17 protein-coding genes are annotated in these 19,127 nt (G+C 72.7%); 7 read left to right on the top strand and 10 right to left on the bottom strand.

The window, feature by feature from the left end; translation table 11 throughout:
* Positions 1–49 precede the first annotated feature (49 nt).
* The 4 genes from ACF07B_RS39585 to ACF07B_RS39570 all read right to left on the bottom strand — a co-directional run bounded on the left by ACF07B_RS39585 (position 50) and on the right by ACF07B_RS39570 (position 6,611).
* The gene (locus ACF07B_RS39585; RefSeq protein WP_392182493.1) at positions 50–598 is read right to left on the bottom strand and encodes an FABP family protein; all 549 of its coding nucleotides are present in this window, start codon (positions 596–598) and stop codon (positions 50–52) included.
* A gap of 199 nt (positions 599–797) precedes the next feature.
* Positions 798–3,725, bottom strand: coding sequence for a hypothetical protein (locus ACF07B_RS39580; RefSeq protein ID WP_392182492.1), 2,928 nt, complete (start codon positions 3,723–3,725; stop codon positions 798–800).
* Between the two features lie 2 nt (positions 3,726–3,727).
* Positions 3,728–5,575, bottom strand: a complete 1,848-nt coding sequence (locus ACF07B_RS39575) for an HSP90 family protein (RefSeq protein ID WP_392182491.1) — start codon at positions 5,573–5,575, stop codon at positions 3,728–3,730.
* Positions 5,576–5,624: 49 nt separating this feature from the next.
* Positions 5,625–6,611, bottom strand: coding sequence for a hypothetical protein (locus tag ACF07B_RS39570; protein ID WP_392182490.1), 987 nt, complete (start codon positions 6,609–6,611; stop codon positions 5,625–5,627).
* Positions 6,612–6,827: 216 nt separating this feature from the next.
* On the opposite strand from ACF07B_RS39570, the gene ACF07B_RS39565 reads away from it, so the two are divergent.
* Positions 6,828–7,421: a hypothetical protein gene (locus tag ACF07B_RS39565; protein ID WP_392182489.1), complete on the top strand. Its 594-nt coding sequence runs from the start codon at positions 6,828–6,830 to the stop codon at positions 7,419–7,421.
* 128 nt (positions 7,422–7,549) lie between these two features.
* Here the strand turns inward: ACF07B_RS39565 and ACF07B_RS39560 are convergent, their stop codons facing one another.
* The 6 genes from ACF07B_RS39560 to ACF07B_RS39535 form a co-directional block, all read right to left on the bottom strand.
* Complete coding sequence (locus tag ACF07B_RS39560; protein WP_392182488.1) at positions 7,550–9,049, bottom strand: MFS transporter; 1,500 nt, start codon at positions 9,047–9,049, stop codon at positions 7,550–7,552.
* A gap of 175 nt (positions 9,050–9,224) precedes the next feature.
* Positions 9,225–9,812 carry a histidine phosphatase family protein gene (locus ACF07B_RS39555; RefSeq protein ID WP_392182487.1) on the bottom strand — a complete coding sequence of 196 codons (588 nt, stop codon included), beginning with the start codon at positions 9,810–9,812 and terminating at the stop codon, positions 9,225–9,227.
* Between the two features lie 111 nt (positions 9,813–9,923).
* Positions 9,924–10,742, bottom strand: coding sequence for an ABC transporter permease (locus ACF07B_RS39550; protein WP_384238378.1), 819 nt, complete (start codon positions 10,740–10,742; stop codon positions 9,924–9,926).
* On the bottom strand, positions 10,739–11,506 hold the full coding sequence (locus ACF07B_RS39545) for an ABC transporter permease (RefSeq protein ID WP_392182486.1): 768 nt from the start codon (positions 11,504–11,506) through the stop codon (positions 10,739–10,741). The genes ACF07B_RS39550 and ACF07B_RS39545 overlap by 4 nt, the downstream gene beginning before the upstream one ends.
* Positions 11,503–12,507: an ABC transporter ATP-binding protein gene (locus tag ACF07B_RS39540; RefSeq protein ID WP_392182485.1), complete on the bottom strand. Its 1,005-nt coding sequence runs from the start codon at positions 12,505–12,507 to the stop codon at positions 11,503–11,505. Before ACF07B_RS39540 ends, ACF07B_RS39545 begins: the two co-directional genes overlap by 4 nt.
* A 58-nt stretch (positions 12,508–12,565) precedes the next feature.
* Positions 12,566–13,759, bottom strand: coding sequence for a nucleotidyltransferase family protein (locus ACF07B_RS39535; RefSeq protein ID WP_392182484.1), 1,194 nt, complete (start codon positions 13,757–13,759; stop codon positions 12,566–12,568).
* 348 nt (positions 13,760–14,107) lie between these two features.
* Between ACF07B_RS39535 and ACF07B_RS39530 the strand changes: the two genes are divergently transcribed.
* The 6 genes from ACF07B_RS39530 to ACF07B_RS39505 all read left to right on the top strand — a co-directional run bounded on the left by ACF07B_RS39530 (position 14,108) and on the right by ACF07B_RS39505 (position 19,121).
* Positions 14,108–15,100 carry a nucleoside-diphosphate kinase gene (locus ACF07B_RS39530; protein WP_392182483.1) on the top strand — a complete coding sequence of 331 codons (993 nt, stop codon included), beginning with the start codon at positions 14,108–14,110 and terminating at the stop codon, positions 15,098–15,100.
* An 82-nt stretch (positions 15,101–15,182) separates the two neighbouring features.
* Positions 15,183–15,995: a metallophosphoesterase family protein gene (locus ACF07B_RS39525; RefSeq protein ID WP_392182482.1), complete on the top strand. Its 813-nt coding sequence runs from the start codon at positions 15,183–15,185 to the stop codon at positions 15,993–15,995.
* 190 nt (positions 15,996–16,185) lie between these two features.
* Positions 16,186–16,929, top strand: a complete 744-nt coding sequence (locus tag ACF07B_RS39520) for a hypothetical protein (RefSeq protein WP_392182481.1) — start codon at positions 16,186–16,188, stop codon at positions 16,927–16,929.
* A 219-nt stretch (positions 16,930–17,148) separates the two neighbouring features.
* A complete protein-coding gene (locus ACF07B_RS39515) occupies positions 17,149–17,559 on the top strand; it encodes a DUF2750 domain-containing protein (RefSeq protein ID WP_392182480.1) in 411 nt (136 codons plus the stop codon).
* A gap of 261 nt (positions 17,560–17,820) precedes the next feature.
* On the top strand, positions 17,821–17,991 hold the full coding sequence (locus tag ACF07B_RS39510; protein ID WP_362391192.1) for a hypothetical protein: 171 nt from the start codon (positions 17,821–17,823) through the stop codon (positions 17,989–17,991).
* Between the two features lie 50 nt (positions 17,992–18,041).
* Positions 18,042–19,121 (top strand): alkaline phosphatase family protein, encoded by a 1,080-nt coding sequence (locus ACF07B_RS39505; protein WP_392182479.1) that lies wholly within the window; start codon positions 18,042–18,044, stop codon positions 19,119–19,121.
* Positions 19,122–19,127 lie beyond the last annotated feature (6 nt).

Genomic DNA, 19,127 nt, shown 5'->3' with positions numbered 1-19,127 from the left:
GCACCGCGCCGATCTCCGGCCCGCCCCGCCGCGCGGCCAGCCGCGCGCCTCAGCTGACGCCCGGGCGTCGGAGCCGCGCGGAGAGATGGTGTTGCAGGGGCTGACCGACCGCCGCCAGGTCATGGAGGAAGTCCAGCGTGCCGGCGTCCGCGAAGGTGTAGCGGCGGCGGGTGGCGACCACCTCCTTGGCCGTGGGGGCCAGCGCCACCTGCTCGCTGGCCAGATCCACCGTGCCGTCGGCAGCCCGGCCGACCAGGATTTCCGCGATGCCGGTCGGCTGCGTGATCAACGCCTCCACCCGCCCGTCGGCCTGCAGCCGCCACCAGCCGCTCTCCCGGGCCGACGGGCGCAGCGGAGCGCCGTCCGAGTCCAGCAGCCAGGCGCGCGCCTCGTAGTGGAGGAACGGCCGCCCGTCGTGGCTGAACGTGACCTCCTGCGCGTAGACGAACTCCCCGTCGAGCGTCGGATACGTTCCGCGGCCCTGCCCGGCCCAGGTGCCGAGAAGCCCGATCACGGGTGTGAGCAGCGCGTGCGGCGCGGGCGTCTCGTCCGATCCGAGCGCATCGGGGTACGGGTGCTTCCCGACGGGGGCGACCATGGCATTCACTCCTGGATTGAGGCACCGGTACCGACCGGCAGCCTAGTGGCACACCACCCCGGGATCGTGCTCCTCCCGCCGGGGCGGCGTGCTCGACACCGGTCTGGATCGCCTTCCCGCGCGGGACCGTTGAGCGGTGTGGGGGAGGGGCGTGGCCGCGGTGCCGGGGTGGGGGTGTTCCGGCACCGCGGGCGGGGTGTCACTCCTCGTCGCGCAGCCGGGAGGCCAGGGCGGTCAGCGGTTCGGCCTCCGCGGGGTGGCCGAGGGCGGTCAGGCGGGACACCGCCGCGTCGAGGCGGGTGAGGGCGGGGGAGACACGCTCCAGGTAGATGCCCTCCATGGCACCCGCGAAGCGCACGCACTCGGCCCACTCACCGGCCCGCTCGTCCTCCGGTCCCGGCTCGCCGAGCAGGGCGAGGGCCTTCTCCACCGCGGCGAGGGCGTCCTCGTACGCACCGGCGTAGGCGTTGACCCGCCCGTGTTCGTAGGCCAGGGCCGATTCCAGGGAGCGGCCCTGCGCCTCGTGCTCGGCCTCGCGGGCCTCCTCGGCGATCCGGCCGGCGTCGGCGAGGAAGGCGAGGGCGTCCGGCAGGCCGTCCTCGCCCTGCTGCTGGGCCTGCTGGCGGGCGAGTTCGCGCAGGCAGCTGCTGAGCTGCTCGTAGCGCGGTGCCTGCTTGTGGGCGGCGAGAGCCTGGTCGACCGCTTCGCGGGCACGGTCGAACTCGCCGGACTCGCCGAGGAGAACAGCCGCCTCGGAGGCGATCATGGCGTGGCTGCCCGGGTCGTCGTCCCAGCCGGCCGACTCGGCGGCGAGGGCGACGAGTTCCGCCGTGGCGGCCTTGAGGTCCTCTCCCGTGTGCAGCGCCCGGGCCCGGGTCAGCCGCAGCTGAGCCAGGAGCCGGTCGTCCACCTCTCCCGCCGTGACGTCCGGTTCGGCCATCAGGGAGTCGAGCAGGGCGATGCAGTCCTCGACACGGCCCAGGTCGAGGCTGAGCTGGGCCGCGTTGCTGTAGGTGCAGAACGCCTCGGTGCGACTGCCGTGACGGAGGTCGAGCTCCGCCGAGCGCGTCAGGTGGCGCAGTGCCTCGTCCGGGCGGCCCAGGTGCATGCAGACCTCGGCCAGGTCACCGTGGAGGCGGCCGGTGTCGACCGCCACGGCCGGCCAGGCGGCGGCCAGTCGCAGGCCCTCGGCCAGGCTCGCGTGCGCGGCTTCCGGGTCCCGGAGGCCGAGCTGGAGCCGGCCCCGGAGTCCGAACGCCCGCGGCAGATGCCAGGCGGGGCCGTGGGCCTTCAGCCGGTCGACGAGGTCGTCGACCCCGGTGAGCGCGGCGGGGAGGTCCCCGGAGAGGGCGTGCGTGCCGGCCCGCAGCAGCAGCCCGCCGGAGATCTGCCCGACGACCTCGTGCCGGGTGGCGAACTCGAGAAGCAGGTCCACCTCGGCGAAGACCGGCGCGACGTCCTCCTCGTTCCCCGACTTCTGCAGGCGCAGACCGAGGGAGGTCGCCCGCAGCCGCAGCAGACGGGCCTCGTGCACCGGTGCGAGGTCCGGCGTCTCCTCGTGCAGGGCCACGATGGACGCGTGGGCGGCCGTCAGCGCGGCGGACTTCGCCTCGGCGTCGTCACCGGCGTCCTCCGCGGCGGCGAGCAGCGCGCAGGCGCGGGCCAGCGCCGCCTGGCCCGGCGCCGCGGCGTCCTCGTACAGGCCCGCGGCCTCCTCGTACAGGTCCTTGGCGACGGCGAAGTCGTCCTTGTCGCCCGCCCGGTTCGCCTCGTCGTCCAGCAGGTCCGCGCGCAGCCGTACGAGCGGGCCCACCTTCGGGTCGTCGGGGTGGATGTAGTCGCCGGCGGCCGCTAGCGTGCGGAGCCGTGCCCAGCAGGCCGGAGAATCCGGGTGCCCCTGGTCGTCCAACGCCCTTGCCTGGAGGATCATTTCGGCGATCGACTCGGGCACGGCGGCGGTGGTACGGGTGGGGGCCGCGGCAACCGGGACGGCGGCGGGTGCCAGGTCGTCGAGGCTGCGGGGGCGCAGGGTCAGCTCCAGCGCGTCCAGGAGCGGTGCACGTTCGACGCGGGCCCTGCGGCGGTCGCCGTGGGCGCCGGTTCCGTTGCGGGTGTCGAAACGCGTGGCGAGGTCGTCGGCGCGGACGCCCACCTCGGCGCGCAGGGCGGCCACCGTCCAGGCGCGGCCCGCGAATCCGGCCGCGGGCAGTTCGCCGTGGCCGAGCTGCTCGACCCGCCCCAGGAGAACCTCCACACCGGTGAGGAAGTCGAGCATGTCGCGCGGCGAGTCCACCTCGTCGAACAGCCCCCGGTTCTCGGCGAGCAGTTCAAGACCCCGTGCCTCGTTGCCGGTCAGCGCGCAGAACTCCAGGTGACGGCCGACCTCCCCGGCCATCGAGGGGTTGCGGCGGCAGGCGCGGTAGCCGGAGAGGTGCAGCTCGACGGCCCGCTCGACGGCGCCGGTGCGCAGCAGGGGCAGCAGCGCGTGCGAGATGGAACGGGCCGGCTCCTCCTGACAGGAGTCCTTCCCGGCCAGCACGGGCTCCCAGACGCGCAGAGCCCGCTCGTCGTCGCCCGTCGCGAGGTGGTACAGGGCCCGCTCGCAGATCTCGCAGGCCTCGCAGTCGCTGAGCCGGGTGCGGGGGCGGCCCGCCCACAGTTCGAAGGCGAGGGCGGTGTCCTCACCGATGTGGGCGGCGAGCTGGTACGCCTGTCCGTAGTACGGCTGGAGGCCGAGGCCGGCCTTCTCGTACCGGTCGCGCATCTCCGTCTGCCACTGGCGCAGGCTCGGCAGCGGTATCTCGGGCAGCGCGAGCAGGGCGTTGGCCACCCACTTGAACCGCCAGAACAGCATGTGACGCAGGCGCTCGTCGAAGACGTCGGGCTGCTCGTCGAACAGGGTGAGCAAGCGGGCGAAGACGACGGGCGACTTCCGGGGCTCGGAGCCGTAGGTGTACGCCTCCTGGAGTTCGAGGAGAGCGTGAATGAGCGGGACGGCCTCCGCGAACTGCTCGGCCGCCTCGACGAGTTCCTCGGCGGTGACGGTGCGGGTGCGGCCGTAGGGGCGCCGGTCGTTCTCCTGGAGCGCCTGGAGCAGCTCGTCGGTGGTCTGGGGTGCGGTCGGCATCGTCAGCTGTCCTTGCGGAGGGCGTGGGCGAGAAGGTCGAGGAAGGAGCGGTTGATGAGGCTCGACTCGGCGGGCCTGAGCGGACGCCGGGACAGCATCGCGGCCTGACCGTAGAGGGCTTCGGCGCTGGTGCGGGCCAGTTCGGGCTCGGTGATGGTCACGGCGGTACGGACCAGCGGGTTGAGCTGGTTGAGGATCAGCTGGGCCCGCGGAGCCTCTTGGCGCAGGGCACCGAGAATGTCGCCCCACACACCGCCTTCCTGCTCACGGGCGAGCTGGGAGCGGGTGCGCTCGTGCCGTGCCTCGCGGCTGTCGACGAGGAGGGCGGGGGCGGAGGCGGGCTGGAAGGAGCGCAGGGCGACATCGCAGTCGAACACGGCGAGGGCGTCGCGGGCCTGGGCGAGGTAGGCCGCGGCGGCCAGTTCCGTCTCCCGGTCGACGGGGTCGAGGTGGGCGGTCAGCGTCGCCGGGTCGAGGTCGGCGACGCTTGCCTCGGGCCTGATCTCCGGCAGCCGGTGGACGAGTTCACGGTCGTACGTGTAGCCGCCGTTGACGACGCCGAGCCCGGCGGCCGAGGCGATCGCGGCGACCTGGCGGAACTCCTCCACGCTCGATGTCACGAGCACCGTGCGGTGGGTGCGGGCGAACTCGTCGAGCGTGGCGTGCCCGTCGGTCGTCTCGAACGGCAGCCAGGGCAGCAGCATCCGCAGGATCTCGTCGTCGTGCACCGCGAGCGACTTGACGGCCAGGTGGTGCGCCTGGAGGAAGCGCGCGAGCAGGTCCGGGTCGCTGGCGGCGGCTCGCGCGATCCACTCCCGCAGCCGTCCGGCGAGGGCGTCGCGGACGGCGGCGAGGGTGTCGTCCTCGTACAGGGACTCGCGGGACGCCGTCGGCCGAAGGCTCTCGGCGTCGATGACGCAGCGGACGAAGAACGCCCACTCGGGCAGGATCTCCTCGGCCTGCTCGGACAGCAGCATGCCCTTGACGTGCACGCGGTGGCCGTGGCGGCGCCCGGCCGGCACCGTCTCGGGCAGCACGCAGGCGATGCCCTTGAGGCCCACGGCCGGCAGGTCCAGCTCGATCGTGTCCAGCGGCTTGAACCCGAGGACATCCTCGCCGTACGCGGCCAGCGCGCGCGAACGGGCTCCGGGCGTGGGATACGTACCCGCCCAGGGCGCCGGCTCGGGGTTGACCGGCGCGGGCGTGCCCCCCGTCCCGTCGGCGAAGGTCACCGGGTGGCGCAGCAGGGAGCCGAAGTGCCGGGCCAGCGCCTGGACCTGGACCGGCCGGGTCCACTCACCGGCGTCGGCGCGCGGGGTCAGGGTGACGGTGGTACCGGGCTTGGTGCGGGCGGACGCGGGCAGCACGCGGACGGTGTAGCTGCCGTCGCCGCGTCCCCGCCACTCCACGGTGGGCGCGTCGGGGGTGCGGGCGGAGCGGCTCAGGACGTGGATCTCGTCCGCGACCAGGAAGCAGGACAGCAGGCCGATACCGAACTGGCCGATGAAGTCGGCACGTTGCTCGGCGATGCGCTCGGCGCGCTTGCTGCTGCGGCCGATCGTGGCGAGGAAGGTGTGCACGTCGGCCTCGGTGAGACCGACACCGTCGTCCTCGACGCGTACCACCGAACCGTCGGCGTACAGGCGGATGCCGAAGGCGCCGGTCGCGGCGCCCGGTTCGAGGGAATGCCGGGCGGTCAGCGCGTCCACCGCGTTCTGCAGGAGTTCACGCAGATAGACGCGGGGGCTGGAGTAGAGGTGGTGGGAGAGGAGGTCGACGAGGCCACGCAGATCCACTTGGAAGGTGCGGTCGTCGCCCGCCGGGATCGCGGCGGTGTCGGGCAGTGTCATCGGGCAGTCCGGAGGGGGAGAGGAGACGGGTGGCGGGATCGGCGAGCGCTCAGGCGCGGCGGTGGTGGCGGGCGAACTGCTTCTCGGGCTCCGTGAAGTACGTCCAGGGCCAGTTGGTGTACGCGCCGTCGAGTGCCTGGAAGACACGCCGGGCCGTGTGACGCTCTCCGGCCAGCGACAGGGCCATGGCGAACACGTTGAAGTCGTGCTGCCAGCCCAGGTGTCGCGTGTAGTCGGGGTGCAGGATGCTGTGGTCGGCCGCCTTGCGCAACTCGTCCTGGATCTCCGGGGTTTCGAGAGAGTCCGCCCGTTCCGACTCGACCCAGTCCTCGATGTGCGCCATGGCGATCGCGCAGCCGATCCGGTGCCCCCGCGGGGCGCGGCCGACCGCTTCGCGGGCGAACGCCAGGGCCTCGCCGGCATCGCCGCCCCAACGGGGCTGCAACTGTGACACCCACTCGATGTGGGTCTCCAGATCCAGCGGGTCGCGGCGCAGAGCGGCGTCGAGCCGTGCCTCCTTCACGGAGGAGGCCAGCGACATACCCCGGGCGGAGGTGAGCAGGCGGCGCCACGGGGTGATCCACTCCGGCCGCAGCTCGGCGGCCTCCAGCAGGTGCTCCTCGCCGATGAGCAGCCGCTCGCGGAAGACACGCCACTGCTCCTGCTTGACGTTCACGGCGAGCGCGCTGGTACGCGCCTCCCAGCCCCAGCTGATGTGACGCGTCCCGGATATCAGCAGGGCCGTCGCCCGGTGCTCCTTGTCCTCCTCGACGGCCCGCCCGATCCAGTCCTGAACACCGTCCAGCTCGGCCAGTTCGGCGAGGACGCGGTGATCGCGGCCGAGATCGAACGGCGCCAGCGCGGCCTTGACCGCCTCCCATTCACCCGCCTCGGCCGCCTGGACCAGCGCGAGCACCCGTACGTCCCCGAGCGCGAGCAGCGTGTGCGTCCCGCTCCTGCCCTTGCGCACCACCGGGAGCGCGTACGGATCCGCCGCCGGTCGCTCCCCTTCCCTGCCGAACAGCCTGCCCCACATGCTGCGCCCTCCCCTGGTCCCTCATGATCGTCCGGTGCAGCATAAACGGCCCTGCTGACACCGTTGCCACTGAGTTTCGATCCCGTGCCCGGGCCGGATCGGGGGCCCCGGCCGCCAACCGGGGGAGGCGGTGGGGACCACGGCATGGTGCGCGGGCCCGAACGAGCCGGTGACCGGTAACTGGTGGCCCGGTGTCAGCCAGGAGCAGGAGTGAGCATGGACGACCGCAGCCGCCCGGGCTCGCAGGGCTCGGCGCCTCCCGGTGCGGACCGGGAGGCCGGCAACCGGGCAGGCGTGCTGAGCACCGCCCTCGCCGGTGTCCTCGCCTTCGCGCTCTCCTCCGGCTCGTGGCAGTGGTTCTCCACCTACCTCGGCGCCACACTGCTCGCGCTGATCCTCGCCTTCGCCCGGCCGCCGGCCCCCGATCCCGGCGCGCGGTCCCTGTACGCGCGGAACCTGGCGGCCTACTCACTGGTCGTCGGCCTGTGCGTGGCCCTCGCGGTGGCGCCCGCCATGCAGCGCTGGGACTGGTTCTTCCCGATGCCGGGAACCCGCGAGAAGTGCGCCCGGCTGGGCGACTACGCGGCGCTCCACGCACAGGCCGCCCTGGGCGACCTGGCCGGTCAGGACAGCGCCGCGCCGGCCTACACCCAGGGCGAACAGAGCGAGCGCGCGGTGAACGACTGCCTGGCATCCACGACGACGCTCCGGGTGCCGGTGTACGCGCTGGCCGCCGCCGCGCCGGCCACGGTCGGCGCCTGGCTGCTGGGCCGTGCCGACGCGAGACGGGCGACGGCCGGGAGACGGTGAGCGGTCGCCACGAGCCGTAGGCCGTCGGCGTCACCGTTCGACGGCATGGCCGGCGGTGGTGGTCAGGCTGTGACGCAGACAGCGCTGCTCGCACACCCCGCTCCGGGCGCGACGGAGGCCGTGACCGTTCAGCCGCGCCGGACCGCTTCCTCCGCCTCGCCCTCCTCGAATCCCCGCGGTCCGGGCGCCGCGGCCCGTTCCGGCTCGGGGTGCGCCTGGCGTACGCGCAGATCGGCGACGGCCAGCAGCAGGGCGATCACGCTCATCCCGACGGCGGTGAGCAGCCCGAGCTGAATGGCCGTCACGGAGTGGCCGTGGTCGGCCTGATACGCGAAGTACACCGCCCCCACCACGGCGATCCCGGCCGCCGAGCCGATGCGCTGCCCCGTCTGGAGCACCCCGCCGGCCGCACCGGCACGCTGCACGGGGACGCGGGTGAGGGTGAGCGTCGTATTGGGGGAGACCGTGAGGCCCGAACCGATCCCGCCGATGACCATGGGCAGGGCCGTGGCCCATCCGACACTCTCCAACGGCACGAGCTGCACCGCCACGACCACCCCGAGCAGCCCCACCACCACGGCGAGAAGGCCGAAGACGACCAGCTTGCGCCCGTGCCGCATCACCAGCCGGCCCCCGATGGCGGCGCCGACCGCGGACGCGGCCGCGAAGGGCAGCACCGAGACGCCCGCCGCCAGCGCGCTGTATCCGGCCGTGTTCTGCAGGAACAGGGAGTAGACGAAGAAGACGGTGGTGAAGCCCGCGAAGTAGGTCAGGCTGATCAGGGAGCCGAGTGTGAACGAGCGCAAGGAGAACAGGTCCAGATCGACCAGCGGAGCCCGCCCCCGCCGCTTCTGGAGCCGCTCCCACTCCCAGAACGCGATCAGCAGCAGCGCGGCCACCGGCAGCAGGGCCCACTTCAGCCGCCCGGTCCACTGCTGTTCCTGAACCAGCGGCAGCATGAGCGCGAGCACGGCGGCGCCGAGGAGCAGCACGCCGAACGGGTCGAACTCCTCCCGCTTGCCCGGTGACACCGGGAAGCGGGGCAGCAGCCGCAGTCCCGCGGCGAGCGCGGCCACGCCGATGGGCAGGTTGACGAAGAACACCCAGCGCCAGCCGTCGTCGGTGCCCACGGCGTCGATCAGCACGCCGCCCACCAGCGGGCCGGCCGCCGTCGAGATCCCGATGACGCTGCCCAGCAGTCCGAACGCCTTGGCCCGCTCGGCACCCTGGAACATCTGCTGGATCAGCCCCGACGTCTGCGGGGCCACCATGCCCGCCGCCGCGCCCTGGATCAGCCGGAACACCACCAGCCAGGAGGCGCTGGGCGCGAGGCCGCACGCTCCCGAGGCGATCGTGAACAGGGCCAGCCCCACCAGGAAGGACTGGCGCCGCCCTCGCATGTCACCCAGCCGGCCCGCCGGGACGAGGACCAGCCCGAAGGTCAGGGCGTACCCGGAGACCACCCAGGACTGGGCGGCCTCCGAGGCGGCCAGCCCGTGCTCCATCGAGGGCAGCGCCACGTTCACGATCGAGGTGTCGAGGAGCGAGATGAAGCCCGCCGTCAGACAGACGGCGAGCGCCTTCCACCGCCGGTGGTCGGGGGTGGGCGGGGCTTGGAGGGTGGTCATGGGGTCACGCTAAGCAGCCGCCCCGCCCAACGCAGGGAAGGAGCCCTTCCGCGCGCGTCGTGACCGCCAGGGCCGGTACGGCGCGCTCCGCGGCCCTCGCTCGCCGGGAGCGGGTGCCGCGGTGCCCACATGCCTCCGGTGTCTCTCACGGCAGGTGTACGGGCGACGGCCGCCGTTACGGGACGTTCCAGGCGGCGATGAACGGCTGGTCGTCCTCGGTGGCCAGGAAACTGAGCGTGCCGGGATGCGGGTGGCCGAGCAGGCGGGCGGCGGACGCGTCGAGGCCGAGCCAGCGCACGGTGAGCACCCGCGCCAGATGACCGTGGGCGACGACGGCCACGTCGCCGTCGCGCAGCAGTGGCCGGATCCGGTCGAGCACCGCGTCCGTGCGCGCGGCCACCTCCTGGATCCGCTCACCGGGATGGCCGGTGTCGCCGGGAACGACGCCGTCCCGCCACAGGTCCCAACCGGGCCGCAGCTCCCTGATCTGTGCCGCGGTCAGTCCTTCGTAGCCGCCGTAGTCCCATTCCAGGAGGTCGGGATCGGGCCTGACGTCGGTCAGGCCCGCCAGTTCGGCGGTCCGTGTGGCGCGGCTCAGCGGGCTGCTGAGGACGGCGGCCAGAGGGCGTCGGGCCAGCCTCGGGGCGAGCGCCTCGGCCGTCGCCTCACCCGCCTCGGTCAACGGAACGTCGGTACGGCCTGCGTGCCTGCCCGACAGGCTCCATTCGGTCTGGCCGTGTCTGATCACTATGAGTTCGCCCATGGCCGGGCACGCTAGCGGAGCGGGCGCGACGACCGTGTGCCTCCGGCCACGGGACGGTCACGTCGGTCCCGTGCGTCACGTCCCTCACGTCGGTCGAGTCCGTCATGTCCCTCACGTCAGGAAGAGGGCCGCCCCGTCCCGCCTGCTTCTCCGGGCCCGCAGACCGAGCACGGTGAGCGCCGCGGCCAGCCAGCACGCGCCGATCAGTGTCTCCCATCCGGCCAGTTGGGCGGTGTGCCCGCCGGCGTCGCCCGCCAGTACCTCCCGGATCGCCAGCAGTGCGTGGGTGAGGGGCAGCACCTGGCCGAACCCGGCGAGGACGGGGCCGACGGCGTCCGCCGGAACCTCCGGCCCGCAGACGATCAGCATCACCGTGAACGCCGCGTTCGACACGACGTTGCGCAGGTCGACGGCGGTCAGCACCAGGGATCCGAGGAAGAGGCCGAGGCAGTAGCTCGTCACGGCGACGAGGATCAGCAGGGCGGCGAGCAGAGCCACCGATGCCACGCTCAGAGGCAGTCCGGCCACCGGGCCGAGGATGAGCACGGCGCCCAGCCCGCAGGCCACCCCGTCCGGCAGCCAGAAGAGGCTCCGCCCGACCAGGACCAGCGCCGGGCTGCTCGGTGAGGCGACCAGGAGGGGGAGAGTGCCGTTCTGGAGCTCCCAGGTGGTGGAGGCGGTCGCGAACACGCCGTGCAGCGCGACGAGTGCCACCGCGTTGCCGACCAGGAGATAGCGGGCCTGTCCCGGCCCGAGCAGGTTGCCGATGGTGGCGAAGAAGAGGACCTGCGCGAGCATGCGGACGAACCAGCCGAGCAGCCAGGTCTTCCAGGTGAACACCGTGCCGTAGTCGGCGGCCCCGGCGCGTGCCGCCCAGCCCAGGACCCGCGTGCGGCGGCCCGTCCGGGTGTCGTCGGCGGTGCGGCTCACCGCAGTCCCACCGTCCCGTTCTCGCGGACGAGCCGTACGACCCTGCCGAGCAGGAGCCGTCCGCCGGCCCCGGTCAGGAGGCCGAGACCGAGGATGGCGCCGGTGCGCCACGGGACGGAGGTGACCGTGGCCGGGGCGAGTGCGTCGCGCAGCAGGTCGGAGCTCCAGGACAGATAGATGAGGCGGCCGACGGGGTGGGTCCACTCCGGCAGCCGGTCCAGGGGGGTGAAGACCCCGCCGAGCAGCAGGACGGGGTAGCTCAGGGAGTTCTGGAAGGTGCGGGCCGTCCGGGTCGCGACGAACAGGGCCGCCATCAGCGTGGCGGTGCCCGCGGTGGCGACGGCGGTGGCCAGGAGTCCCACGGCGAGGACGCCGGGATGCGGTACGCGGGGAACGGTGCCGAAGCCGAGGACCGCGACGGCGGCGACCTCCCCCACCGTCAGCAGGCTGATCGCGGTGGTCACCCAGACACGGCTGAGGACCACCCGGGCGAAGGCGACGGGCGCGGCGATCTGGAGCTCCAGCGTGCCGAGCCAGCGGTCGTTGTCCACGACCTCCCCGGAGATGAGCATGGCCATGCTCCACACCCCCATCAGTACGGGGGCGAGGAGGCCGTTGGCGAGGAGGTCGGGGCGTTCGTTGTGCCGGATCAGGAGCAGGAAGACCGCGGCGAGCAGCGGCGTACGCACGAGGTCGATGAGGTAGTCGCGATGGGTGAGTACCAGGCGTCCCTGGAACCGGCCGGCGGCCGCGAGCAGACTCACCGGTTCACCACGCTGCGCGTCTCGCCACGGTGCACGAGGTGCAGGTAGACCTCTTCGAGGCCGGGCAGTTCGGTGCGGACCTCGGTCACGCCCCGCTCGACGACGAAGGCGAGCACGCGGCCCACGGCCTCCTTGTTCTCCACCGTCACGAGCGTGGTCCCGTCGTCGGCGGGTTCCGTGCCGAGGACTCCCGGGAGTGCTCGCACCAGGTCCAGCAGGGGTTCCCCGGCGCGGACACGGACACGCTCCCGGTGTGAGACGAGCCGGGCGAGGGTCCTGGGCGCCTCCGCGGCGACCACCCTCCCGTGGTTGATCATGGTGACGCGGTCGCAGAGGACTTCGGCCTCGGCCAGGTCGTGCGTGGCGAGCAGTACGGTGCGCCCCTCGCCGGCCAGCCGCCGGATCAGTTCGCGCAACTGCCGTGCGGCCAGCGGGTCCAGGCCGTTGGTCGGCTCGTCGAGCAGCAGGACGCGGGGATCGCCGATGATGCCGCGAGCGAGGTGCAGACGCTGGCGCATACCCACGGAGAAGGTCTCCACCCGGTCGTCGGCGCGGTCGGCGAGCCCGAGTTCGTCGAGCAGCGCGTCGGTGCGGGCGATGCCGGCCCGGCTGGCCAGACCGTACAAGGCGGCCCAGTAGCGCAGATTCTGACGTGCTGTCAGGCGGGGGTAGAGTCCGCGTTCGCCGCCGAAGACGATGCCGAGCAGGGGCCGGATCCGGCGGTGTTCGGTCGCCAGGTCGTGGCCGAGCACCCGACCGGTTCCCGAGGTCGGCAGCAGTACCGTGGACAGGATCTTCATCAGGGTGCTCTTGCCCGCGCCGTTCGGACCGAGCAGCCCGTGCACCTCGCCCTGCTCCACGCTGACCGACACGTCGTCGAGCGCGACGACCGCCGGCCCGCGCCGTGTGCGGTACTCCCGCCGCAGCCCGTTCGTCTCGACGGCCGGTTCGCCGCCGCCGGGACGGGCACCGTCTTTCCCGCCGTTTCCGCTGTCCGTCATCAGGCTCCCGTTCCCGTCGGAGTCGTCGGACCCGTGTCCGCTGAGGGGCACAGGAGGATCACCTGCCGGGCTCCGCGTCGGCCCGCCCGCCCTCGGCCGCCTCGTCGAGCCACTCCCGCCGGGCGGCGCCCGACACCAGCAGGAACGAGCCCAGCGGAGTCCGCGCGACGAGATGACGCCCCACGTCGTGCAGGCACAGTCCGTCCGCCCGCTCGTCGTCCACGGGTACGCCGAACAGCGGCAGCCCCGCGCCGAGCAGCCGCCGGGCGCCGATGCCGCGGTGGGCGAGGTCGGAGGCGTATTCCGCGATACGGCCGCCCTCGCCCTCGATGCCCGCCTGGGCTACCAGCGCGGGCGCGCGGACGGGGCTGCTCCAGCGTGCCGTCGCGCGGGCCGCCCGCAGCAGCCGGGCGCGTACCGCGGCCCTCCGGGTGCGCGGCAGCGTCACGGCGGGCCGCCAGCCCAGACGGGCCATGGCGCGCAGGGCTTCCCGCCACTCCGGCCACAGACCGGTCCTGGCGAGGTCGGTACGCAACTGCCGTACGCCCGTGTCGTCGAGGTGCTGGAGCAGCAGCGCCAGGTCGAGCAGGTCACGGCTGCGCAGGGGGCGCTCCCAGCGCTCCGCCACCAGTGCGACGGCGCAGGCGGCCAGTTCGGAGCGGGAGGGGCGGGTCAGCTGCCAGGCCGGGGCGTGCACCGCGGTCACGATCTCCGCGGTGAACAGGCCGACGGCGTAGGGGTCGGGGGACGGTTCGGGCGCCGGGTTGCGGAACTCGGCTCCCAGGTGCAGGGGCACGGAGTCGCCGGTCCTCGCGGGGCTGACGGTGAAGGCGGCGAGGTCCCAGCCGTTCGCGGTCAGGTGACGGGCGCAGTTCCACAGGTCCTCGTGGCCGGGGCAGACGACGTCGAGATCGCCGGCGGCGCGGAGCACCCCCGGCGGGTAGAGGCCGGCGATGGTCATTCCCTTGAGCAGGGAGACGCCGGGCGCGACCGTCCGCAACCGTGACCAGATCCGGCGGTAGTGGTCGACGCGGTCCCGGTGCAGGCGCAGTTCGGCCGTCTGTGCCTCGGTGAGGGTCTGGCCGTCCTCGGCCCACAGGCTCAGCAGCGTCGCGGCGAGTTTGTGGCGGCCCTCGCGTGCGGTTCGTAACACGGCCTCTCGCGACGCCGTGGGCCCCGCGTCGAGGAGGGCGAGGACGGTCGCGGCGGACACCGTCACGTCCGTCGCCGTTCCGGTCGGTGCGTCTGTCAACGCCGGCTCCGCCCCGGTGCGCGAAGGTGGACGGGGCCCCTGGTCCGGGGGACTCCGTGGTGGCCCAGGAAGAATGCGATCGGGACCGCTGGAGGGCGAACAGGCCCGGATCCGGATCCCGATCGCATTCGACGGTTGACTACTTGCCCGGCTTCGGGCGGACCTTGACCTGCTTGAAGGCGACACTCATGGGACCCTCCTTGATGTGGTCGGTCATGGAAAGTAGCCTCAGCGTATTGCCCTCGAATGGTGCATGACAATGAGGCAACTCGCTTTGCATACAGCCGACTTGACATACCGCGCGGATGCTCGGTCGAGCCCGGCGGACGAACCGAATGCCGGAGGAGCATGACGGTCGACGCGTGGTTGAGGGATCCCCTCACGTATGATCCGGAAAGACGCCGCACCTATCCCGACGACGTCTATTTCCGGGAAATGGCGGCCTTGCTGGACGGCTGGGAACCGGAAAGGGCCGACCGGGCCCTGCTGCTGTCGACGTTCGTGATGTTCAAACCGGACGCCGTCGTCGGCCGCCGCGTCGAACCCGCCCTCGCCTTCCTGGCCGCGCACGGATTCGAGGCCCTCGGCGCCCTGACCGTGCGGGTGGACAGGCGGGTGTGCCGGGAACTGTGGCGCTACCAGATCAACGCGGCGCCGCTGGCGGTCATCCGGGCCGTGGACATGATTCTCGAGTCCGGACCGCCCTGTGTCTTCGTCGCGCTCCGCGACACCCGGGGGTCCGACATCACCGGGACGAGCGCGGCGGAACGGCTCGCCGAGCTGAAGGGGTCGTCCAAGAACCGCTCGGTGGAAGGCGGTTCACTGCGCGGGGCGCTCGGATGCGAGCTGATGTGCCTCAACTTCGTGCACGCTCCCGACGATCCGGCCGACCTGATCCGCGAGGTGGGCGTCCTGCTGCCCGGCCGCCGGGCGGAGGCGCTGTCCCTGCTGGCCGCCGACGTGTCACCGCAGGGCGCGGCCGAACTGATGGCTGTAGTAAGCGAGTTGTACGCCGCTCACCCGGCCCACACCCTCACCCGGACACCGTCCGTGGCCACGTTCGCCCGGCCCGGGTCCTCGGACGCTTCCACCGGCCCCGCGTCTTCTGGCACGCCGGGCCGTCCGGCCGGCCCCCCGTCGCTGCTGGCGCGGGTGGAGGAGCTCGCCGCGGACGTGGACGGGCTTCCGCTGTGGGACCGGATCGTGATCGCCGCGGAGATGGTGGAGGGTCTGCCCTCCGAAGGCCGGCCGCTGATCGGGCCGCCTCCCGGCAAGCGTCCCACGCACCCTCGTACGGTCCGCCCCGCCGGACCCCCGGCCGCCGCCGCGGCTGACCGCTGACCGCGCGCCACCTCGACCGACCGCTGACCGCACCGGTCCCGCGCGACCGGGGAAGCCCCCGCTCACCAGGAGGAAGGCACCCATGGCCGACATCGACGTCGAACTGCACGGTCCCGCGAACGGGGAGGGACCGCCACGCCGGTACGGGCCGGCCGCCCGGGTCGCCGTGCTCTCCGACGTGCACGCCAACATCCCCGCCTTCGACGCGGTGCTCGCCGAACCGGACGTCGCCACGGCCGACTTCGTCGTCCTGTGCGGCGATCTGACGTGGGGACCGCAGCCGCAGGAGACGTACGAACGGATCGTCGCGCTGGGCGAACGCGCCCTGTGCCTGCGCGGCAACGCCGACCGCTACGCCGCACAGATCGGCACCGCCGCACGGACCCCCGACACCCCGCGTCAGGCGTGGATCGCCGCACAGCACTCGCCCGAGGCCATCGCCTTCCTCGACCGCCTGCCGTTCGGGGTCGTCGTCGAGATCGACGGACTCGGACCCGTGCACTTCTGCCACGGTTCGCCGCGCAGTGACCACGAACTGGTGACACCGGGGACACCCGAGGAGCGGTTCGCGGAGCTGTCCGCGAACATCGACGCGCGGGTCCTGGTCACCGGGCACTCACACCTCCAGTTCGACCGCGCCGTGGCGGGCCTGCGCAGCGTGAACCCGGGCAGCGTCGGGCTGCCGTACCACACGGGTGACCCGGGCACCGCCTACTGGGCGCTGCTGGGCCCCGACGTCCGGCTCAGGACCACTCGCTACGACGTGGAGGACGCCGTCGCGCGCGCCCGCCGCGCCGCCGACCCGGACGCGGACCGCTACGCGGACACCCTGTCGAACGCGCCCGATCCGGAAGAGATCGTCGCGGAGGCGGAGAAGCTGATCTTCGTCAATTGACCCCTGACCTTCGTCAATCGACCGTGTGCCGTGATCGCCGCCGGTGCCGGCGGCCGCGTCCGCCCTGCTCCAGGGTTTCTCGTACGCCTGGCTATATCGTCGCGGTGACGATAACGTGATGGCCGCAGGCGTCGCGGGCGTGGACCTCCGCGTACGCCGTCGACCACCCGTGTCCGAGAGGAAAACTCCCATGCCCTCCACCCGCCCTCGCCCGATCGGTTCAGGGGGCGGGAGCACGACGGTTCGGCTCGTCCCGCAGGACCCGACGTGGCTCTACGACTTCTACATGACCCACGACCTCGTGCTCGCGCCGTACCACGCGGCCTGGTCCATGCGCCGACGCCTCGTCGGCGAGGAGATCGACGTCGCCTACCCGCCCGGGCTGGAACACGTGCCCGAACTCGACGCCCCCACCTGCCTCGACGCCTGGAGCCGGATCCATCACGCGCTCCCTGCGGCGCTGCGCAGCAGATGGGCGGTGCACGACACGTCCCAGGACCCCACGCGGGACAGCGGCCTCTTCGCTCCGGACGGCAGGCCGCTGATCCCGCTGCATCCCGTGACCGTGGCGGAGGAGGACCTGCGCGCGCTCCAACGCGTTCGCCGGGCCGTACGCCTCGGCGCCGAGGCCCATCCGTCCCTGGCCGTGACCCGCCGGGCGGACGGTTCGGCGGACATCGAGAGCGTCGCCGGCCCCGGCGACTACCTCGGGACGATCGACCGCACGGTGGCGGTCCTCGCGCTCGCCCCCGACGAGGACGTCTGTGTCCTGGCCGCCGTCCTGGCCGCCGACCGGCCGGACGATGGTGCGCAGGGTGTCCGGCTGTCCGATCACGAATACGCGGCCTATGAGCGGTTCGCGGACCGGCTCGCGGCAGCGGCGATGACAGGAGAGTTCATCGGCGAGCGGGCTCTGTTCAGGGCCAGATACTGACGGCGCGGGCGCACGGCGGGTCGTGCCGCACCGGCTCCGCCGGCCGGGACACGGAGGCGCGTCCCGCCAGGGCGGAGCTTCCGCCTTCCGCCGGGGGCTGGGATTCCACGGGGCCGCGGTCCATCTCAAGTGGTGCGCCCCCTCCTCGCCCGCGTCGCCGATTTCGTCGTGGCGTATTGTTCGGGCGCCTCCGGCGCGGTACCGGGGCCCTCTGGCGCCATGCTCAAGCGTGATGCTCAGGTTGAGACGATCCAGGAGAATCAGGTGAGCACAAGCGGGGCTCAGGCGGCGGCCTTCTTCCGTGACATCGCTCGGACTCGTACCGTTTGGTGGGTTCGAGACGACGACGGCTGTCCGATCTCGGTCGCACGTTCTGGGCACGCGGCCTTCCCCTATTGGTCGTCGGCGACGCGTGCGCAGCGCGCCGTTCAGCTTTGGGGTCCTCAATTTCGAGCTGTTTCCATGCCGCTGGATCATTGGCGAAGCGCGGCTTTGCCGGACCTGGCCAAGGAAGACCTCCGGATAGGGATCAACTGGAGCGGGGAGCGCCTGACGGGATGGGACTTCACTGTCGGTGAAGTGCTCAATCGTCTCCTTCACGCGCTCGGCGAGCCGCCGTACGACCGGTAGATTCGGGCGAACCGGTTCATCAGCGGCGCGCGTTCTTGAAGGAGGGGCCGCTGTCGTTGTCGGTGGCTTCGTCGGCGGACTTGATCAGGGCGCGGTCGACGGAATTTATCGTTCCGTCAAATGCGGCAAATAATATACGAGTTGAGGGTCGTTTCGCGGCCCGGCGTTGACATGCGAGCACGCGATGTGCTGACCTGTGCATGCAAAATTGGCAAGTTGTTTGGCACGTTTCTCTGACACCGTTCCCGGCAGGAGGAATCCATGCAAACAGCTCTTCCCACCAAGAAATCCCCCACCGAGGTGACACGGACGTCGACCCCGGCGCCCGTGATGCTGCTGCCCCGCCTGGTCGAGCGCATGATCGCGGACCGGCAGGCCGCGCACATCGTCAAGTTCCGCACCACCTGCACCGACTGCGTGCCGAACTTCTGAGCACCAAGTCGCGCGTCGGCGGACAGTCGACAGCGTCCGCCGACCTGCGCGTGGTCACCGAAGTCGTCGCGCGCACCCTGCGCGCCGCCGCCCGGGGGGTGTGCGTCCTGGCGGTCGACGGCCTGTCCCTCGACGTGGCCGAGTCCGCGTTCCGCCACGCGCACGTCCGGCCACTGCGCTCCACCTTCCCCAGCACCTCGACGACGGCCTGGCTCACCGCGGTCACCGGCACCGGTCCCGGTGTCCACGGCGCCGTCGGCATGGTCCACCGCGCGCCCGGAGCCGACTGCGTCACCCACCTCGTCACCGGGGAGACGTACGCCTTCGGCCCGTCCCGCACCCCCGGAAAGGCGCTGCTGCACGCGGGACCGACCCTCTTCGACCGCGCGGCCGACTCGGGCCGGCCCGCCCTCGCGATCGGCGCGGAACTGGAACGGCTGACCGGTCCGTGGGTGAACGCCCTGCTGCACGGCGCCCGGATCGTGCCCTCACCGGCCGCCGCCGCGCCCCTGTCCACCGACCCGGTGAGCGTGGCCGAGCGGACCGTGCGCGAGGTCGAGGCCGTCCTCGCGCACGCTTTCGACACCCCGCCCCTGGTCTGGGCGTACGTGAACCTCGACGACCACATCCACCGGTCCGGCTACGACGCCCGGCTGCGCGAGGCACTGCTCCTGCTCGACACGGCGGCCGCCCGCTGGGCCGACGCCGGCTGGAGCGTCCTCGCCCACGCCGACCACGGCCAGGTGGAGGTGACCCCCAGCCAGGACCTCGCCGAAGCGTGGGCGCGCCTCGACGCCCCCGCCCACTGCCGCATGCCCGGCGGCGGCGCCGGCCGCGTCCGCTGGCTCCATCCGCTCCCCGGGCACGAGGAAACCGTGGCCGCCGCGCTGCGCGACACCCTGGGAGACCACGCCCTCGTCCTCACTCCGGACGAGCTCCACGCACGGGGACTGCTGTCCGCCACACCCGTCGTCCGCGCCCGCATCGGCGAGGTCGTCGCGCTGGCCACCTCCCCCCGCTTTCCCGTCCCCGACCCCGGTGCCGCCTGGGAGCACGGATCCGTCTCCGACGCCGAGACGCTCGTACCGCTGGCCGCCTGGAACCCCGCACCACAACCCGCCCTGCCCTGATCACCC

The sequence above is a fragment of the Streptomyces sp. NPDC015532 genome (assembly GCF_043078065.1).
GTDB lineage: Bacteria > Actinomycetota > Actinomycetes > Streptomycetales > Streptomycetaceae > Streptomyces.
The sequence above is the reverse complement of the archived record's forward strand: the minus strand, read 5'-3'. Positions and strand labels throughout refer to the sequence as shown.